The organism is Ruegeria sp. AL12, assembly GCF_056540885.1.
In genome coordinates this window covers 209,487-226,029 of record NZ_JBQFXN010000006.1, presented here as the reverse complement: position 1 = coordinate 226,029, position 16,543 = coordinate 209,487, and the positions used below count along the sequence as shown (strand labels likewise).

Genomic DNA, 16,543 nt, shown 5'->3' with positions numbered 1-16,543 from the left:
GAACAGGCATCTCCCAACCAGCAAAATCAACCATCTTCCCGCCAAGCTCGACGTTCAAAGAGTGGAGAGGCGTGCGCTTCGGTGTGGTCATGATCCGGTCAACTTCCGATTATCCAAAGGTCAAAATGCATAACCGTCAGTCTGCCCCAAGCCGCATAGAATGCAATGATTCCACCCGTTTTCTAGTGAAACACCGATCCGAAGAAGAGGCGGTATACAGACGCATGCATCATGAATGTTCCTATAGGAAACTTTTTTCCGTTAGGCAACAACCCTCATTTCCATCGCGTGAAATCCCCGGCGCCCGGCCGGATGCCGGGGGGAGGATTTCACCGTCGATGCACAACCTTCCTCGGGATTTTTCGTTGCAAAGTTGCGTTTAGACAGAGAGGGACCGTACGGCACGCACCAGAACTTCGAGCCCCGCAATCAAATCGACCTCTGCCGTATCTTCTGCAAAATCATGGCTGACTCCGTCGATCGAGGGCGTGAACAGCATCGCGACCGGCATCAGGCGAGACACGTTGGTGGCATCGTGCAAGGCCCCCGAGGGCATTCTGCGCCACCGACCCGGCGCGACCTGTTCCGCACCGCGTTCAAGAGCGCGGCGCAAGGTCGGATCCATGGCAACGGGATCCAGCCCAAGGATGGGGCCGTAATCCAAACTCATCCCCAGTTGCTCAGCGGTTTCTTGTGCTGTCGCCCGAATGATCTCCTCCATCCGGGCCAAACGGTCTGCATCGGCATCGCGCCATTGCATCGAGAACCGAACCCGCCCCGGCACGATGGACGAAGCGTTTGGATGCAGGTTGACCCGCCCGATTGTCCAGACCGTCTGCGGCGTGACGACATTGCGGAACCTCTCATTGAGCCGGGTGTTGAACAGGGACAGGGCCTGAAATGCGTCGCGGCGCAGGTGCATGGGGGTGGTGCCGGCGTGGTTCTGCTGACCTTCGAAGGTGATCGACATATCGCGGATGCCAACGATATCGGTGACGACTCCGATCTGGTCTCCGGACGCGTCCAGCGAGGGGCCCTGTTCGATATGCATCTCTATAAAGCCATCGAAACGGGACGGGTCGACGAATCCCTGGGACAGATCTGCCATGGACGATCGGGCCTGGCCAAAGCTGACGCCCGCCCCATCGGTCAACACATCAGCTTTTTCCAGAGACAACCCGCCTGACCAGACAGCAGAACCTGTGGTCACGCCAAAACGCCCCTCTTCGTCCTGAAAGCTGACAACTGAAATGGGACGGTCGACGGAACGTGCGACTTCCAGCGCGGCGATGACGCCAAGGGCGCCGTCCAGCCAGCCGCCTTCGGGCTGACTGTCGGAATGTGATCCCATCAGCAGCGAAGGACCGGACGCCAATCCGAACAGGTTTCCCACCGGGTCAAACTGCGGGGTCAGGCCCGCTTCGCACATACGTCCGGCAAGCCACTGGCGCGCAGCGATATCCGCGTCGGAATAGGCAGGGCGGACAACCCCCTTGCCCACTCCCGCGGCACCGAATTCACGCAACTTATGCAGGTCGGTCAGAAAACGCGTGTGATCGACGGTCATAAACCCCTCCGAAGGTTTGTTCGAGGCGAACCATAGCCAGAAACAGAAAAGGAGCGAGGTTTTTTTCGACAGGCGTGAAACCCCTCTGGCACCAGAGGGGAACCTGCCCTAAGACTTCGGCGCAAGAGGGACCGACATGTCACATATCACATTGGTGCGTCACGGGCAGGCGAACACAACGGCGCGGGACGAGGCAAGCTATGACAGGCTCAGCGACTTGGGGCATCAGCAGGCGCGCTGGCTGGGGGCGCATCTGCGTGACACCCGCAGCCACTATGCCCGGGTCTATTGCGGCACCCTGACCCGCCACGCCGAGACAGCGGACAGCATGGGATTGCACGATCCAATCCGTGACGCGCGACTGAACGAGATCGAGTATTTCACGCTGGCGCAACTGTTCGAGGACCAACACGGCGTCGCGATCCCCACCGACCGCGAAGGTTTCGTCGAACACCTGCCCAGAACATTTGCGGCCTGGGCCAATGGCGAAATCAAGAACGCACCGGAAACCTTCGAAGAATTCGAGACGCGCGTGCGCGACGCGCTGCACGAGATCGGGACCGAGGGCGGACCGGCAATCGTCGTGACCTCGGGCGGGTTGATTTCGATGGTGGTGCGTCAGGCGATGGGGTTGGATATCCCGTCAATGGCACGGGTGGCCCTTGCCATCATGAACACGTCGATGCATCGTCTGCATCCGATTGGCGCTCAGCTGAGCCCGGTTCTTTTCAATGCCGTTCCGCATCTGGAAGCCCCTGATCGGCAATTCGCGCAGACCCACCTGTAACCAGATCGGAGACGCCTGATGCAGCTCTACTATGCACCCCGAACCATCTCGATCGCTGTTGCGATTGCCCTGGAAGAGGCCGGGCTGGAATACGAAGCGGTCAAGCTCGACTTCGCCGGGGGCGAACAGACGAAACCAGCTTACAAGCAGATAAACCCCAAAGGCCGCGTTCCGGCGTTGGTGGTGGATGGCGGCATCCTGACTGAAACCGGAGCCCTGCTGGAATTCATTGCAGCCAAGGCCCCCGAGGCCGGGCTGGTGCCGGCTGATCCGGTGATGGCTGCCCGGATGCGCGAAGTGATGTTCTACCTTGCCTCGACCATGCATGTGAACCACGCGCACAAGCTGCGCGGGCACCGCTGGGCCGACAAGAAATCCAGCTGGAAAGACATGAAAGACAAGGTCGCGCAGACGATGACCGCGTCCTGCGATTATATTTCGTCGAACGGCCTGCGTGGTCCATTTGTGCTGGGCGAGGCGTTCTCGCTGGCCGATGCCTATCTGTATGTGGTGTGCAGCTGGCTGGAAGGCGATGGCGTGGACGTTTCGGCCTTTCCCAAAATTGTCGCCTTCCGTGAGGCGATGGAGGCACGCCCTTCGGTTCAGGCAGTGCGTGCTGCCGGAATGCTCTGACAAAAGGAAATAAGATGACACATCTCTGGGTCCGGGCAGAACAGCGCCCGAACGAAGAACGGTTTGGGCTGACGCCGGAAGGTGCCGCGGCGCTGATCGCGGCCGGCATCCGCGTGACGGTCGAGGAAAGCCATGCCCGCGCCATCCCACTGGTCGGCTACAAGGAAGCAGGCTGCGAGATCGCGCCCGAGAATTCCTGGCCCGAGGCCCCGCTGGACGCGATCATCTTCGGCCTCAAGGAACTGCCCGAAGACGGTACACCCCTGCCCCACCGCCACATCATGTTCGGCCATGCCTTCAAGGGCCAGCATTCGGGCCGGGCTCTGCTGGAACGGTTCAAGGCGGGCGGCGGCACGCTTTATGATCTGGAATACCTCGTCGATGAGGATGGTCGCCGGGTCGCCGCATTCGGCTATTGGGCAGGCTACGCGGGCGCGGCGGTGACACTCAAGACCTGGGCGGCGCAGCAACGGGGCGGGATCTGCGGGCCCGTCGGCGTCTATCCCGGCAAGGACGCGCTGAACGCCGAACTTCTGGCAGAATTGGACGCCACCGGCGCGCCCCGCCCCCGCGCCATCGTCATCGGAGCTTTGGGCCGTGTAGGCACCGGCGCCGCAGACCTGTGTGAGGCGATGGGCGTCGCGGTCACCAAGTGGGACATGGCCGAAACCGCCAGCGGTGGGCCTTTCCCGGAAATCCTCGACCATGATCTGTTCCTGAACTGCATCTTCGCGCGCCCCGGAACGCCTGTCTTCGTCCCGCGCGAGGCGCTGACCGCCCCGCGCAAGCTGACCGCCATCGGTGACGTGGCCTGCGACCCGGACAGCGACTACAACCCGGTGCCCGTCTATGACCGCGCCACCACGTGGCAAGAACCCGCCCTGCGCGTGGCCACCGACCCGGTGATGGACGTGATGGCGATCGACAACCTGCCCTCGATGCTGCCGGTCGAAAGCTCGGAAGACTATGCCGCGCAACTGCTGCCGTCCTTGCTGACTCTGGCCGATCTGGACAGCGGTGTCTGGGGTCGGGCAGAAGCAACTTACAAAACGCATATTGAAGGACTCTGAACGATGACCATTCATTGGTGTGGCACCGGCCTCTCGGCCATTCCCGGCCTGCGTCGCCTGATCGAAGGCGGCCACAAGGTCACCGTGTGGAACCGGACCGTCGACAAGGCCAGGGCCGAGGTCGGAGACCTGACCGACGACATCCGGGCCTTCGACATCGACGCGCTTGGCGCCGTACTGGAGAAGGGCGATGTGATCGTCTCGATGCTGCCGGGCGACTGGCATGTGCCGCTTGCGGACCTGGCGATTTCGAAACAGGCCAATTTCGTCTCGTCTTCGTATATCGCGCCCGAGATGCGCGCGCTGGATGACAAGGCACGCGAGGCCGGTGTCGCACTGGTCAACGAGGTCGGGCTGGACCCGGGCATCGATCACCTGATGGCACACGCCCTGATCGACGACTACCGCGGCTCCGATGCGTTCGACCCGGAAAACCACCTGAGCTTCATTTCCTATTGCGGCGGCATTCCCAAGAACCCCAACCCGTTCCGCTATAAATTCAGCTGGTCGCCGCTGGGCGTGTTGAAAGCGCTGCGGTCGCCGTCGAAATCGATCCGCGATTACGCGCCGCTGGACGTTGCCCGCCCCTGGGATGCGATCAGCAGCTATATCGCCCCGCTGCCGACACCGGAAAGCTTCGAGGTCTACCCGAACCGCGATTCGATCCCCTTCGTGGCGCAGTACCATTTCGAGGACCACTGGCCGGTCAAGGAATTCGTCCGCGGCACCCTGCGTCTGAACGGCTGGGCCGACGCGTGGTCGAATGTTTTCACCGAGATCGAAACCCTGTCCGGCCCGGAAGGGGATGCGCGTCTGAAAGAGATGTCGGACCAGTTCTGGGAGGAAAACGCCTATGACGAAGGCGAGCCTGATCGTGTTGTGTTGTGCGTGGGATTGAAGGCCGAGAAAGACGGCGTCGAAGTCTGGCACAAGACCTATGTCATGGACGCCTGGGGCGACGAACGTGGCACGGCGATGGCGCGTCTGGTGTCGATTCCGGTCTCACTTGCGGTCGAGGCCGTATTGAACCGCGCCATCCCGGCCGGTGTTCACGCGGCCCCCAGCGATCCCAAGCTGGTGCAGGGATGGATGGGTGAAATCGACAAGCTGGCCCAGCATCTGCAAATCGTCGATCACACGGCCTGAATGCAAAAAAGCCATTCCAGACTGTCTGGAATGGCTTTCATTTTTGTACTTTACGCATATTGTCCTCGTTCGGGTTTCCCTCACCCGGCCTTCAGATATACCGCTGGATGGTATCTTCGATATCACTGCGGTTGATGCCCAGCTCGGACAACTGATGATCGGTCAAAGCATTCAGATGCTGGGCTGCGCGGACAATATCAGGGCTGATCGAACGGATCCGCATGGCACGATCGAACAGCAAAAGCGCGCTGGCGGCCGGAGCCGGTTGATTGGTGGGCGGTACGACGTCGAACATTCTGGTAACCTCGCTGACAGGCTTTTGGGGATGGGTTTCAGTGCACGCTGAATACTTGATCACTGCCGGTATGGCTTGTTGTGATACACACTTTCATATGCGCGTCTTTTGATCTGATCCCGCTGGATGCCGATGTCGGCCAGTTGCACGTCATCAAGCTTTTCCAGATCCCGCACGGTTTTCGAAAAAATCCGGCGGCGGAAATGCTCGACCTTTGCTTCTGCATAGTTTGAAAACAGACCGTCAAGCAGGCCACCCCGGCCTTCGAATGTTTGTGTATGTGACATGTCTTTCTCCTCCTGAACTCAATGTCTTTGTCTTCCTGACATCAGATTTGGGAAGGCTGCCTTAACGTTACCAAACCGGTTCATTAAGGTTTGTTAAGACTGTATTGGAGGGAAAGTTCGGGCTGGACCGAGGCGTTGATTGCAAACTTCGATCCAGGCCCGCGACATGTCTTTTCAGTGGCGGATCAAGATAACGCGAATATCGATCCGTCGCAGAAAACGCCCCTTTGCACGCAGGTCACATCAGATCGTTTTCAACGTCCTCGGCTGATATCCCCAGCGCGTCCAGACCGTTCTCAAGGTGGTCTGACATGTGCGGAGTGCCGATCAGGTAGTCGGCGCAGGGGGTCGAGGCCTCGGCCTTGGCAGTGGCAATCGCTTCGGCCAGATCCTCGGGGAAAAAGCTTTCGCGGCCGATCCACATGATGGCAACCAGTTCGGCTTGCTCGTCTTCGCTCATACGTTCGATGAAGGCGCGCATTTCACCTTCTGCCCGGTTCAGCTCGCGCCCCATCATGGCAATCTGAGCGACCTTTCTTGCCGATATTTCCAACATGCATCAGCTCCTCGTGTTCGCGGTTGTCGTGCCATCACAATCACCGAACAACGGCCGAGTCTTTGATCTTACGCAAACAACGGCCCTAGTTCCGCGCACGCGAAATCGGCTGGTCCGGTACCGGTTGCCTGCGAAACGGGCGAAAGGTGGCTTTTTTCAGCCACAGCCGGAAAGCCTGCCAGACGATCAGTGCAAAGGTTCTCCGGGCGCCGAATGGCCGCCGCAGCAAGGACCACAGAATCACGCGGTTGGTCAGGGGTTGCCGCGGGCCGGTCAGCGTCGCGATCAGCCCACCATCAGCGCGGCCGTAATCAATCCAGACACCGACCCGATCCGCGCGATAGTCAAAGCGGAACGTATAGCTGCCTTCGATTTTCTGAAACGGTGAAACATGCATCAGCTTGTCCGCCACCACCCTGTCAGTCGGTTCGATGACCGAGAAATCGGGTTTGTGACACAGGTAACTGTGACGGGTGCCATAGGTATTGGTGACCTCGGCCACCACGGCATAAAGGTGATCGCTGTCGTCAAAACAGAACCAAAAACTGACGGGATTGAAAACGTGACCCAAAACGCGCGGTTGCGTCAGCAACTTGAAACGCGCCGGTTGTTGCACCGACATTTCATCAAATCGAACGCGGAGCCACTGGGCCCCTTCCCCATGACCCGGCTCTCCCCCATGGTCGGCGGTGCGCCAGTTCGTGACATTCGCGCGATCAACCGAAAACAGCAAGGGGGTGTCCAGCTCTGCTTCGGGATCCAGCAGGATGTAATCGACCGAGTATCGGAATGCGTTTTCAATCGCACCCTTGCGCCCGTGATAGGTATGACCCGCGATATGGTCTATTTTCTGCGTCATCCGCTGCTTTCTGGCCTTCACGTAAATGCTTTGAACTACACTGATTTCCTTCAGATGCTGGTAATCCTGATACGGCAATTTGCACAATTTGGATCATAATGTCCCGATAAAGTGATCCGGCTTGGGGAACGCGCCGTAATGAGGTTATGTTTACCGAGATCGATACCGTGACCTTGGACGAACCTGCGGCTGAACCGGCCGTCCTTCAGCCTCGGCGCGAAAAGAAATGCATCAAGGGTAGACGGGTGAACGGAAGAAACGGCAGGCGCGAGACGAGAACCGAATGGGTGGATCACGTCAGGCGCATCCGCGACGCGCAGGATCAGGCGGCTTTTGCCGAACTGTTCCAGCATTTCGCGCCACGAATCAAGGCGTTCCTGATGAAGTCAGGATCAGACGCCACGATGGCTGAGGAGTGCGCCCAGGAGGTGATGGCGACCTTGTGGCACAAAGCCCATCTGTTCGACCCGACGCGGGCAACGGTGGCCACCTGGGTGTTCACCATCGCTCGGAACAAGCGCATTGACGTTCTGCGAAAGCAACGCCGCCCCGAACCCGAAGAACTGTGGTGGGGTCCCGAGGCCGAGCCTGAACAGGACGATGTCATCATGCTGCAACAGGAAACCGCGCAGCTGCGCACCGCTTTGACAGCGTTGCCGGACGCGCAGAGAGAGCTGATCGAAAAGGCGTATTTCGGTGATCTGAGTCATCGGGAAATTGCGTCTCAGACCGGGTTGCCCCTGGGAACGATCAAATCACGAATCAGGCTGGCGCTGGACCGCTTGCGCCATGCGATGAACTGAGATGAGTACGATGAGTAAATCGATCAAACATCACCTGACAGATGACCTGCTGATGGCATATGCCGCAGGCAATCTGCCCGAAGCCTTCGACCTGATGGTCGCGACGCACCTGTCGCTGTGCGACCATTGCCGTGCGCGGGCGGAAAGCTACGATGCCGTGGGCGGGCATGTTCTGGAGGAACAGACGGACTCCATCGCCATGAGTGATACATCTCTGGCCTCTACTATGGCGTTGATCTCCAAAGGCGCGCCAGCGGCCAAACCGGCGCGTCCGAACTGCCCGGTATTGCCGGCCCCGTTGCAGGATTATGTCGGCGGTACGGTTTCAGATATCCGCTGGAAACCGATCGGCATGGGCGTAAAGCAAGCCATCCTGCCAACCACAAGCGAGGCCTCGGCCCGGTTGCTGTTCATTCCAGCCGGAACGGCTGTACCTGATCATAGCCACAACGGTATAGAATTGACGATGGTGCTTCAGGGCGCATTCTCGGACGAAGTGGATCGCTTCGCCCGTGGCGACGTCGAAATCGCGGACGAGGATTTGGAACACACGCCTGTGGCGGACATTTCGGAAGATTGTATTTGTCTGGCGGTTACCGATGCTCCGTTGAAATTCACCAAGTTGATGCCACGCCTGTTCCAACCCTTCCTGCGCATCTGAATTTGCCCGCGAGGGCCGCGTACGGCGTGTTTTGAAGGGAATGGTTATGTTCGAAAGACTTGCTGTGTGCGTCCTTCTCGTTGCAATCGCGCCCGTCGCATCGGCCCAAATGTCGGCCGAGGTTCAGTTTCAGCCCGGCAATTTTGGCACCATGGTCAGCGGGACCATCTCAGGAGATGAGTACTTCGACTATTCGCTGGGCGCCAAAGCCGGACAGGAGATGTTTGCCGATCTTCAGGTCAGCGACACCAATGGTAACGGCGTGATCTATTTCAACATCCTGCCGCCGGGCAGCGACGGTTTGGCGATCTATAACGGGTCGATTGACGGCAATACGGCCCGGATCACCTTGCCCGACGATGGAGACTATACGATCCGCGTCTATCTGATGGGCAATGACAGGGATACCGGAAAAACCGTGGGGTACAATCTGGATCTGTCTATCCAGTAGATTTCAACCTTCGTGCCGCGCAAGGGGCACAACGCCGTTTTCGGCCTTGGTCTCGATTTCTTCAAAGTCGAAATTGTCCAAACGCTGCGCACGTCGGCCAGCCTTTTCGGCGCTGATCTTGATTTCCGAGATATCCTTGGCCGCCTGCCCGAAATGACGATCCAGGTTCGAGACGCGATCACCCAGGCGGTCCACATCCTTGTGCAGCAACCCCAACTCTTTGCGGATCGCTCCGGCCTGTTCGCGCATACGCGCGTCTTTCAGGATAGCCCGCATGGTATTCAACGTGGCCATGCACGTCGTCGGGGACACGATCCAGACCCGCGCGGCGAACCCTTCACGCACGACATCGGGCAGACGCGCGTGCAGCTCGGCGTAAATCGCCTCGGAAGGTACGAACATCAAGGCGCCGTCCGCAGTTTCCCCGTCCAGGATGTACTTTTCGGAAATCGCCTTGATATGCACTTTCACCGCAGCGCCGAAGGCCCGCAGGCATCTCTCGACATCCGCCTTCGTCTGCGCAGCGGCCAGCGCCTCGAAATCCTCCAAAGGGAACTTTGCGTCGATCACAATCGGTCCCGGCGGGTTCGGCAAGTGAATCAGGCAATCCGCCCGCCTGCCGTTCGACAAAGTGGCCTGCAACGAATAACTGTCAGCGGGCAGCGCCTTGGACACGATATCGTTCAGCTGGATTTCACCGAACATCCCGCGCCTTTGCTTATTCGACAGGATATCCTGCAAAGACAGCACATCGCCTGACAGTTTGGTGATATTGTCCTGTGCCTTGTCGATGGCGGCCAGACGTTCCTGCAATTGGGTCAGCGAGGTCGCCGTCTGTTTCGACGAGCCATGCAACGTTTCTTTCATCCGTTCCTGCATCTCGGCCAGCGCGCGCGCCGATTTCATCGCATTATCCGCCAGCCGGTCATTCATCTGTTGCTGGACCGAAGCCAAACGCGCCTCGACCGTCTGAATCACCTGCATCTGCGCGTTGGCCTGAGTGTCCGAGACATGCTGAAGACCGCCGCGCAACTGTTCCTGTCCCTGGCCCAGTTGCTGAACATGCTGACCCAGATGCGCCATCTGCCGCGCCAAAGGTTCCGCCATCCGGGCCGAGCGGTTGGCCGCCCGCAACGACAGGAACAGCAGCAGCAGAATCAACGCCACCACGCCACCCCCGACCAGTATGACAGGGTCATTCAATGCATATTGGGTGCCTGCAATCTCGATCATCACAACTCGCGTGTTCTTGTTTTATTCTTCATAGCCCCGCCGGGCCGCAGGATCAACTGCGCCCGAACAGGCGTTCGATGTCGCTGAGTTTCAGTTCCACATAGGTGGGCCGCCCATGGTTGCATTGGCCGGAATGCGGTGTCGCCTCCATCTCGCGCAGCAGGGCATTCATCTCTTCGGCGCGCATCCGACGACCGGATCGGATCGACCCATGGCAGGCCACCCGGCTGAGGATCGCCTCGATCCTTGCCTGCACCATCTGGCTTTCACCCTGATCGGCGAGTTCATCCAGGATGTCGAGGATCATGGCGCGTGCATCGACTTCACCCAGAATGGCGGGGGTTTCGCGTACGGCAATGGCGCTTCCGCCGAAGGGCTCGATGGTCAGGCCAAGGCGCGTCAAGTCATCTGCGACGGCCATCAGGCGGGCGCAATCCCCGTCGGACAATTCCACGATTTCCGGAATCAGCAGAGCCTGCGCCGCGACGCCGTTCTCGGCCATCTGCGTTTTCAGCTTCTCATAAACCAGCCGTTCATGTGCAGCATGCTGATCTACGATCACCATGCCATCCGCGGTCTGGGCAATGATGTAATTCTCGTGCACCTGTCCGCGGGCTGCACCCAGCGGCAGATCCTGCGCCTGAGGCTGCTCCTGCACCTCGACGACCTGCGCAACCGGAGTCGGCTCGACAATGCTGCCGCTGTAGTCGTTGGCCAGCTCCGCAAAACCCGGAGCCTGCGCGCGATACGCCGCCGTACGCGCGGTAGGTGACGGGCGATCCATCTGGTAAACCCGCGCCGGAGCAGGCTGTGCGGGTTCCGGCCGCATCGCGCCCAGCGTCGCATTCGCCACGGTCGAGGATGCCCTGTGCCCGGCTTGCGCCAATGCATGGCGCAGACTGGACACGATCAGCCCCCGCGCGACACCGGGATCCCGGAACCGAACCTCGGATTTCGCGGGGTGGACGTTCACGTCAACCAGCGTGGGATCGCAGTCGATGAACAGAGCTGCCGCCGGGTGGCGATCCCGGCTCAGGAAGTCGAAATAGGCCGCCCGCAGCGCGCCAGTCAGCATCTTGTCGCGCACAGGACGTCCGTTGACGAAAAGGTACTGTGCCACCGCAGCGCCCCGGGAATAGGTCGGCAGGGCAGCATAGCCATAGAGCCGGATGCCCTCACGCGTGGCATCAATCTGCAAGGAGTTTTCCGCAAATTCGCGCCCGATCACGCGGGCCAGTCGGGCGTGGAGCGCATCAAACAGATCTCCGTTCTCGCGATCCGCGCGGAAGGTCACGCGACCCTCTCCGCCGCCGGATACATCCCGCAGGGCGAAGGTCACGGAAGGTTCGGCCATGGCCAGCCGTTTCACAATATCGGTGATCGCCTGCCCCTCGGCCCGGTCCGTGCGCATGAATTTCAGGCGGGCCGGTGTGGCGTAGAACAGATCGCGCAGTTCGACCACAGTCCCCGCGCGCAGGGCGGCGGGTTTGACCGCATCCATCTTGCCGCCCGCGACGTGCACCTGCGCCGCATCCGCGCCGGGAACACGGCTGGTTATGGTCAGACGCCCAACAGCACCCAAGGATGGCAGCGCCTCGCCCCGAAAGCCGAAAGTGTGGATGTTCAGCAGGTCCGAACCGTCAATCTTTGACGTGGCATGGCGGGACAGCGCCAGCGGCAGATCTTCCGCCGCGATACCGCAGCCATCATCCGTGACCCGGATCAGGGTCTTGCCGCCATCCGCGATATCGATGGCGATCCGCGTGGCCCCGGCATCGATAGCATTCTCGACCAGTTCCTTGACCGCCGACGCCGGTCGTTCCACCACCTCACCAGCCGCGATGCGGTTGATTGCGGCATCGTCGAGCTGCCGAATTACGGGGCGTTTTTCGCCGATATTGGGGTTTGCCTGCGCCATACCCCTACACCTAGCATAGTCGCGCACGATTCTGCCACCGGTTTGAACCGCAGATTTCAAAGAGAGGGGGCGCCCGGGTATCCGCGAACGAGAACTCATTCAGGATCACCCGGACGTGCCAAGTGAGTGGTGTGTTTCAGCTAATTTATGAGACCGCATTTATCACGCACCTGTCGGAAAATCTGCTTAAGATTCTCAGGCTCAGTTTCTTGGCAGAGATTGGCCGATGACGTGTGGGCATGTGTGGCGGGAAAATGCCTGATCAGGCAGATATGCGCGCGCCGATCCTGCCCCGGCAGGGTCCGAACATCGCTGCCGCCGCAAGAATCAGGCCTGACATCGTGGCGATCATACCCGCCGCGCTGACGGCATCCGCGCCGCCCAGCCACAGCGGCCCATAACCTGCCAGCACATAGCCCGACACCGCCGAGGCGATGGCGAACACAACGCTCCAGGCAATCTGCGCTTCCAGCCGGTTGGTCAACATCCGCGCCGCGGCGGGCGGGCAGATGAACATGGCGATCACGATGATCGAGCCCACCGCGTCGAAGGCCGCCACCGCCGCAATTGCCGCGGTGATGACCAATGCCATGCCCAGAACGCCGGTGCGAATGCCAATGGTCCGGGCAAAGCCTTCGTCGAAGGTAGAGATCTTCAGCGGCCGCCAGAACAGCCAGGTGAACAATGACACACCTACCAGTGTCAGCGCTATGCGGGGTAATTCCGGGGGCAGCCCGGACAGCGCCTCTGTGTCCAACAAGGACGACCATCCGGTGGCGTCCAGCCAGATCAGGCTTTCGAGATTGCCGTAAAGCGCATGTTCCACATCCAGATGCACTGTCGACGTATCCGTCTGCTCAAGCAGCAGGACACCCGCGGCGAACATGGTGGTAAAGACCACGCCCATGGCGGCCCCGGGTTCGATCTGACCCAATCGGCGAATGGCTTCGATCAGCACCACGGCCACAACGGCAGCGCCCGCCGCGCCCAGCATCATCGGCCAGGTCGATATCGCCCCTGTGATCAGAAACGCCACGACGATTCCCGGCAGCACCACATGGCTGATCGCGTCTCCGATCAATGCCTGTTTGCGCAACACCAGAAAATTGCCGGGCAACGCGCAGGCAATGGCCGCGAACGTACCGATCAGCAACGGTGTCAGAGACAGGGGGACAAATTCTTCACCACTCATACCGGCACCCCCATTGGTCCGCCGATGCGACGGTCTATCTCGGCAATCTGATCGCGGGTCAGGACGGTTTCGATGTCCCGCAACCCGTCATAAAGCGCAGCCGTTGCCTCATGCGCCTGATCTGCGCGCACGATTTCCCAGCGCTTTTCGTCCCGCAACGCCTTGGCCGCGCGGGCTTTGCCGATGTTGGTCGCAACGCCGTCCGCGCGCACCAGCCCAGCGCGGCGCAGCAAGCGCAGGGTCAGGGGCTCATAGATCTTTTGCCCCTGCGCCAAGGCCAAGAGACCCTGACGAATATGCACCCGACGTTGAAAGCGCAAATGGCGCAGCACCGCCGCCAAAACGCCACGTATCGGCGCCAGAAACAAAGACACGACAAAGAAGGAAAAGCTGACCAGAACGATGATCGGCCCCGTCGGAAGGTTTGGCGCCGAGGCTGAAATGGCCGCGCCAATGTACCCCGCCAACCCGCCGGCCAATCCCGCAAGCAGAACCACGTGGTCCGAGCGTTCGGACCAGAACCGCGCGGTCACGGCGGGAATGATCAGCAAAGCCACGATCAGAATCAGACCCACGATTTTCAGGCCGACCACGGTCACGGCCATGACCAAACCCATCATGGCCAGATCGATCCTGTGCACCGGCAACCCGCGGGCTGCGGCATATTCAGGATCGAAGGCCACAAGAATCATCGGGCGACGAATGATCATGACCAGCAGCAGCGTCGCAGCGCCGCCGACCGCAATGATCATCGCATCAGCCCAGAGCATCCCGGCAGTGGACCCCAAAAGGAAGCCTTCCAGCCCGGCCTGACGGCCTACGCCCATCGTCTGAATGACCGTCAGCAACACTATGCCAAAGCCGAAGAAGACCGACAGGACTGCTCCGATGGCGGCATCTTCGGCCAAACGCGTGTGACGCGTCAGCCAGTTCATGCAAAGAAGGCCGATCCAGGCCGAGATGGCCGATCCTGCCAACAGGCCCAGCAGGTTGCGCCCGTCTCCTCCGAGTGCGACCAATACCATGAAAGCCAGACAGACGCCCGGCAGGGTTGCGTGGCTGATTGCGTCACTGACCAAGGCGCGCTTGCGCAGAAACAGAAACGTCCCCGTCACACCGGCTGAAACACCCAGCAAGGTTGCACCGATGGCAACCAGCGTGGCGTTGTAGCCAAGTTGCAGGGTCAGAGCATCCCAAAGCATGCGTTACCCCAACGCGCGCGATATCTGATCGATCTGCGCGGTTGCCAGTCGACCGCCATATGCTGATTGCAACGTTTCCGCCGTGAAGGCCTCGGCCACTGGTCCCTCGGCCACCTTGCGGGTGTTGATCAGGAAGACATGGTCGAAATAATCGGTCACGGTCGCAAGGTCGTGATGCACCACGACAACCGTCTTGCCCGCCTCTTTCAGGGATTTCAGCACCGAGATGATGGCTTTCTCGGTGGCGGCATCGACGCCTGCAAAAGGTTCGTCCAGAAGATACAGATCCGCGCCCTGCGCCAACGCGCGCGCCAGAAAGACACGTTGCTGCTGCCCGCCGGACAGCTGCCCGATCTGGCGATCCGCGAAATCCCGCATTCCCACGCGGTGCAAACAATCCATCGCACACGCCTTGTGGCGGGCACGCACACGGCCCAGCAAGCCAAGTTCGCGCGACAGGCCCATCAGAACCACGTCGATGACGCGCGTTGGAAAATCCCAATCCACGCTGGCACGCTGAGGAACATAGGCAATGCGCGCGCGCTGCGTGTCCAATGGCTGACCAAACACGGTCACTTGACCTGACAAAGGGGAAACGATGCCAAGCGCCGCCTTGAGCAATGTGGACTTCCCGGCTCCGTTCGGCCCGATGATCGCGGTCATCGCCCCGGGCTGTACGGTCATGTCGACCGAAAACACCGCAGGTTTCTGCCCGTATGAAACCGTCAGGCCGCGCAGGGCAAGGGGGCTGTCGGCCAACCCCTTGTCACCGACGGTCACGCCTTCATTGCTGATCAGGCCCAGCATCGATCAAAACCCCGCCGACAGTTTTCCGTCCATGCCACGATCTGGCACATCACCACCCAAAGCACTGGCAATGACCGTGATGTTATGGTCCAGCATACCAAGATAGGTGCCTTCATAGGTTCCTTCTGCACCCATGGCGTCCGAGAACAACTCGCCCCCCACGCGCACCTCATGACCCTTGGCCGCCGCGCCCTCGATCAGCGCGCGGATCGAACGATCCGAGACCGAACTTTCGACGAAAACAGCCGTGATCTTGCGGTCAACCAGCAGATCGACCAATTCGCCTATCCGGTTCAGTCCCGCCTCGGACTGGGTTGAGATGCCCTGAATTCCCAGAACCTCGAACCCGAAACTTTCACCAAAGTAACCAAAGGCATCATGGGCGGTGACAAGAACCTTGTTGTTGTCCGGAACAGACGCCAGAACTTGATCTGCATAGGCTGTCAGACGATCGATATCTGCCAGGTGGGCCTGCGCATTCGCTGCAAAAACTTCGGCCGCTTCAGGACGTACCTCGGTGAGGGCCGCCTGCACTTCAAGCACCACGTCCCGCCACAATTCGGGCGTCATCCAAACATGCGGATCATATTTGTCGGCGTAATCGTCATGCGCGCGCAGCTTCGACGTGTCGATACCTTCGGCAACTGCAACCACGGTCCGCTTGCGTTCAAGGTCATGGAAGAAATCTTCCATCTGCGCTTCGAGGTACAAACCATGCCACAGGATCAGATCCGCACGCGTCATCGCCACGATATCGCTGCGGGTCTGACGATAGGCATGCGGGTCGACGCCCGGCCCCATCAGCCCCTTGACGTCCACCTGATCACCACCGACCTGACGGGCCGCGTCAGCAATCATGCCCGTCGTGGCCACAACCTTGAGGGGTGCATCGGCCCAGGCCGTGACCGGCAGGGAAAAGGCCAGCGCCAATACCGCAAGAAAATTCCGGCGAATCATCTTCTACCTCAGTTTTTGCTTCACGTTCGAACTGAATATGAGAACCATTCGCAAGTAAGTCAACGCTAATGCGAATTATTCGCAAGAAAGCGGTTACATTTTGTCCATTTGGTCAAAAA

Annotated in this window: 18 protein-coding genes; 7 read left to right on the top strand and 11 right to left on the bottom strand. The window is 60.0% G+C overall.

Features of this window, described 5'->3' with window-relative positions; all coding sequences use genetic code 11:
- Positions 1-379: 379 nt before the first annotated feature.
- Positions 380-1,567 carry a Zn-dependent hydrolase gene (locus ACR0C6_RS16085; protein ID WP_480620186.1) on the bottom strand — a complete coding sequence of 396 codons (1,188 nt, stop codon included), beginning with the start codon at positions 1,565-1,567 and terminating at the stop codon, positions 380-382.
- Between the two features lie 136 nt (positions 1,568-1,703).
- Here ACR0C6_RS16085 and ACR0C6_RS16080 point away from each other — a divergent pair, with 136 nt between their 5' ends.
- The 4 genes from ACR0C6_RS16080 to ACR0C6_RS16065 are packed head-to-tail and all read left to right on the top strand — an operon-like array spanning position 1,704 to position 5,203.
- Positions 1,704-2,354 (top strand): histidine phosphatase family protein, encoded by a 651-nt coding sequence (locus ACR0C6_RS16080; protein ID WP_171229895.1) that lies wholly within the window; start codon positions 1,704-1,706, stop codon positions 2,352-2,354.
- Positions 2,355-2,372: 18 nt separating this feature from the next.
- Positions 2,373-2,987 (top strand): glutathione S-transferase family protein, encoded by a 615-nt coding sequence (locus tag ACR0C6_RS16075; RefSeq protein ID WP_480620184.1) that lies wholly within the window; start codon positions 2,373-2,375, stop codon positions 2,985-2,987.
- Positions 2,988-3,001: 14 nt separating this feature from the next.
- Positions 3,002-4,057, top strand: a complete 1,056-nt coding sequence (locus ACR0C6_RS16070) for a saccharopine dehydrogenase (protein WP_480620182.1) — start codon at positions 3,002-3,004, stop codon at positions 4,055-4,057.
- Positions 4,058-4,060: 3 nt separating this feature from the next.
- Positions 4,061-5,203 carry a saccharopine dehydrogenase family protein gene (locus tag ACR0C6_RS16065; protein WP_480620181.1) on the top strand — a complete coding sequence of 381 codons (1,143 nt, stop codon included), beginning with the start codon at positions 4,061-4,063 and terminating at the stop codon, positions 5,201-5,203.
- 91 nt (positions 5,204-5,294) lie between these two features.
- Here the strand turns inward: ACR0C6_RS16065 and ACR0C6_RS16060 are convergent, their stop codons facing one another.
- From ACR0C6_RS16060 to ACR0C6_RS16045, 4 genes are all read right to left on the bottom strand, one after another.
- On the bottom strand, positions 5,295-5,498 hold the full coding sequence (locus tag ACR0C6_RS16060) for a DUF1127 domain-containing protein (RefSeq protein WP_152459347.1): 204 nt from the start codon (positions 5,496-5,498) through the stop codon (positions 5,295-5,297).
- Between the two features lie 59 nt (positions 5,499-5,557).
- Positions 5,558-5,785: a YjiS-like domain-containing protein gene (locus ACR0C6_RS16055; protein WP_152459348.1), complete on the bottom strand. Its 228-nt coding sequence runs from the start codon at positions 5,783-5,785 to the stop codon at positions 5,558-5,560.
- Between the two features lie 238 nt (positions 5,786-6,023).
- Positions 6,024-6,341 (bottom strand): DUF3775 domain-containing protein, encoded by a 318-nt coding sequence (locus tag ACR0C6_RS16050; RefSeq protein ID WP_152459349.1) that lies wholly within the window; start codon positions 6,339-6,341, stop codon positions 6,024-6,026.
- An 85-nt stretch (positions 6,342-6,426) separates the two neighbouring features.
- Positions 6,427-7,200: a DUF1365 domain-containing protein gene (locus ACR0C6_RS16045; protein WP_480620178.1), complete on the bottom strand. Its 774-nt coding sequence runs from the start codon at positions 7,198-7,200 to the stop codon at positions 6,427-6,429.
- Between the two features lie 146 nt (positions 7,201-7,346).
- Here ACR0C6_RS16045 and ACR0C6_RS16040 point away from each other — a divergent pair, with 146 nt between their 5' ends.
- From ACR0C6_RS16040 to ACR0C6_RS16030, 3 genes are read left to right on the top strand one after another with little or no spacing between them, the layout of a single operon-like run.
- Positions 7,347-8,003, top strand: a complete 657-nt coding sequence (locus ACR0C6_RS16040) for a sigma-70 family RNA polymerase sigma factor (protein ID WP_170346661.1) — start codon at positions 7,347-7,349, stop codon at positions 8,001-8,003.
- A 10-nt stretch (positions 8,004-8,013) separates the two neighbouring features.
- On the top strand, positions 8,014-8,664 hold the full coding sequence (locus ACR0C6_RS16035) for a ChrR family anti-sigma-E factor (RefSeq protein ID WP_480620176.1): 651 nt from the start codon (positions 8,014-8,016) through the stop codon (positions 8,662-8,664).
- Between the two features lie 46 nt (positions 8,665-8,710).
- A complete protein-coding gene (locus ACR0C6_RS16030; protein ID WP_480620174.1) occupies positions 8,711-9,115 on the top strand; it encodes a hypothetical protein in 405 nt (134 codons plus the stop codon).
- Between the two features lie 3 nt (positions 9,116-9,118).
- Here the strand turns inward: ACR0C6_RS16030 and ACR0C6_RS16025 are convergent, their stop codons facing one another.
- The 6 genes from ACR0C6_RS16025 to ACR0C6_RS16000 all read right to left on the bottom strand — a co-directional run bounded on the left by ACR0C6_RS16025 (position 9,119) and on the right by ACR0C6_RS16000 (position 16,424).
- Positions 9,119-10,348: a DNA recombination protein RmuC gene (locus tag ACR0C6_RS16025; RefSeq protein WP_171117231.1), complete on the bottom strand. Its 1,230-nt coding sequence runs from the start codon at positions 10,346-10,348 to the stop codon at positions 9,119-9,121.
- A 52-nt stretch (positions 10,349-10,400) separates the two neighbouring features.
- Complete coding sequence (gene mutL, locus ACR0C6_RS16020) at positions 10,401-12,266, bottom strand: DNA mismatch repair endonuclease MutL (RefSeq protein WP_480620172.1); 1,866 nt, start codon at positions 12,264-12,266, stop codon at positions 10,401-10,403.
- Positions 12,267-12,528: 262 nt separating this feature from the next.
- A complete protein-coding gene (locus ACR0C6_RS16015; RefSeq protein WP_171726092.1) occupies positions 12,529-13,458 on the bottom strand; it encodes a metal ABC transporter permease in 930 nt (309 codons plus the stop codon).
- Positions 13,455-14,660: a metal ABC transporter permease gene (locus tag ACR0C6_RS16010; protein ID WP_480620170.1), complete on the bottom strand. Its 1,206-nt coding sequence runs from the start codon at positions 14,658-14,660 to the stop codon at positions 13,455-13,457. Before ACR0C6_RS16010 ends, ACR0C6_RS16015 begins: the two co-directional genes overlap by 4 nt.
- Positions 14,661-14,663: 3 nt before the next feature.
- Positions 14,664-15,467 (bottom strand): metal ABC transporter ATP-binding protein, encoded by an 804-nt coding sequence (locus ACR0C6_RS16005; RefSeq protein ID WP_152459357.1) that lies wholly within the window; start codon positions 15,465-15,467, stop codon positions 14,664-14,666.
- A 3-nt stretch (positions 15,468-15,470) separates the two neighbouring features.
- Complete coding sequence (locus ACR0C6_RS16000) at positions 15,471-16,424, bottom strand: metal ABC transporter solute-binding protein, Zn/Mn family (protein ID WP_152459358.1); 954 nt, start codon at positions 16,422-16,424, stop codon at positions 15,471-15,473.
- Positions 16,425-16,543: the final 119 nt, after the last annotated feature.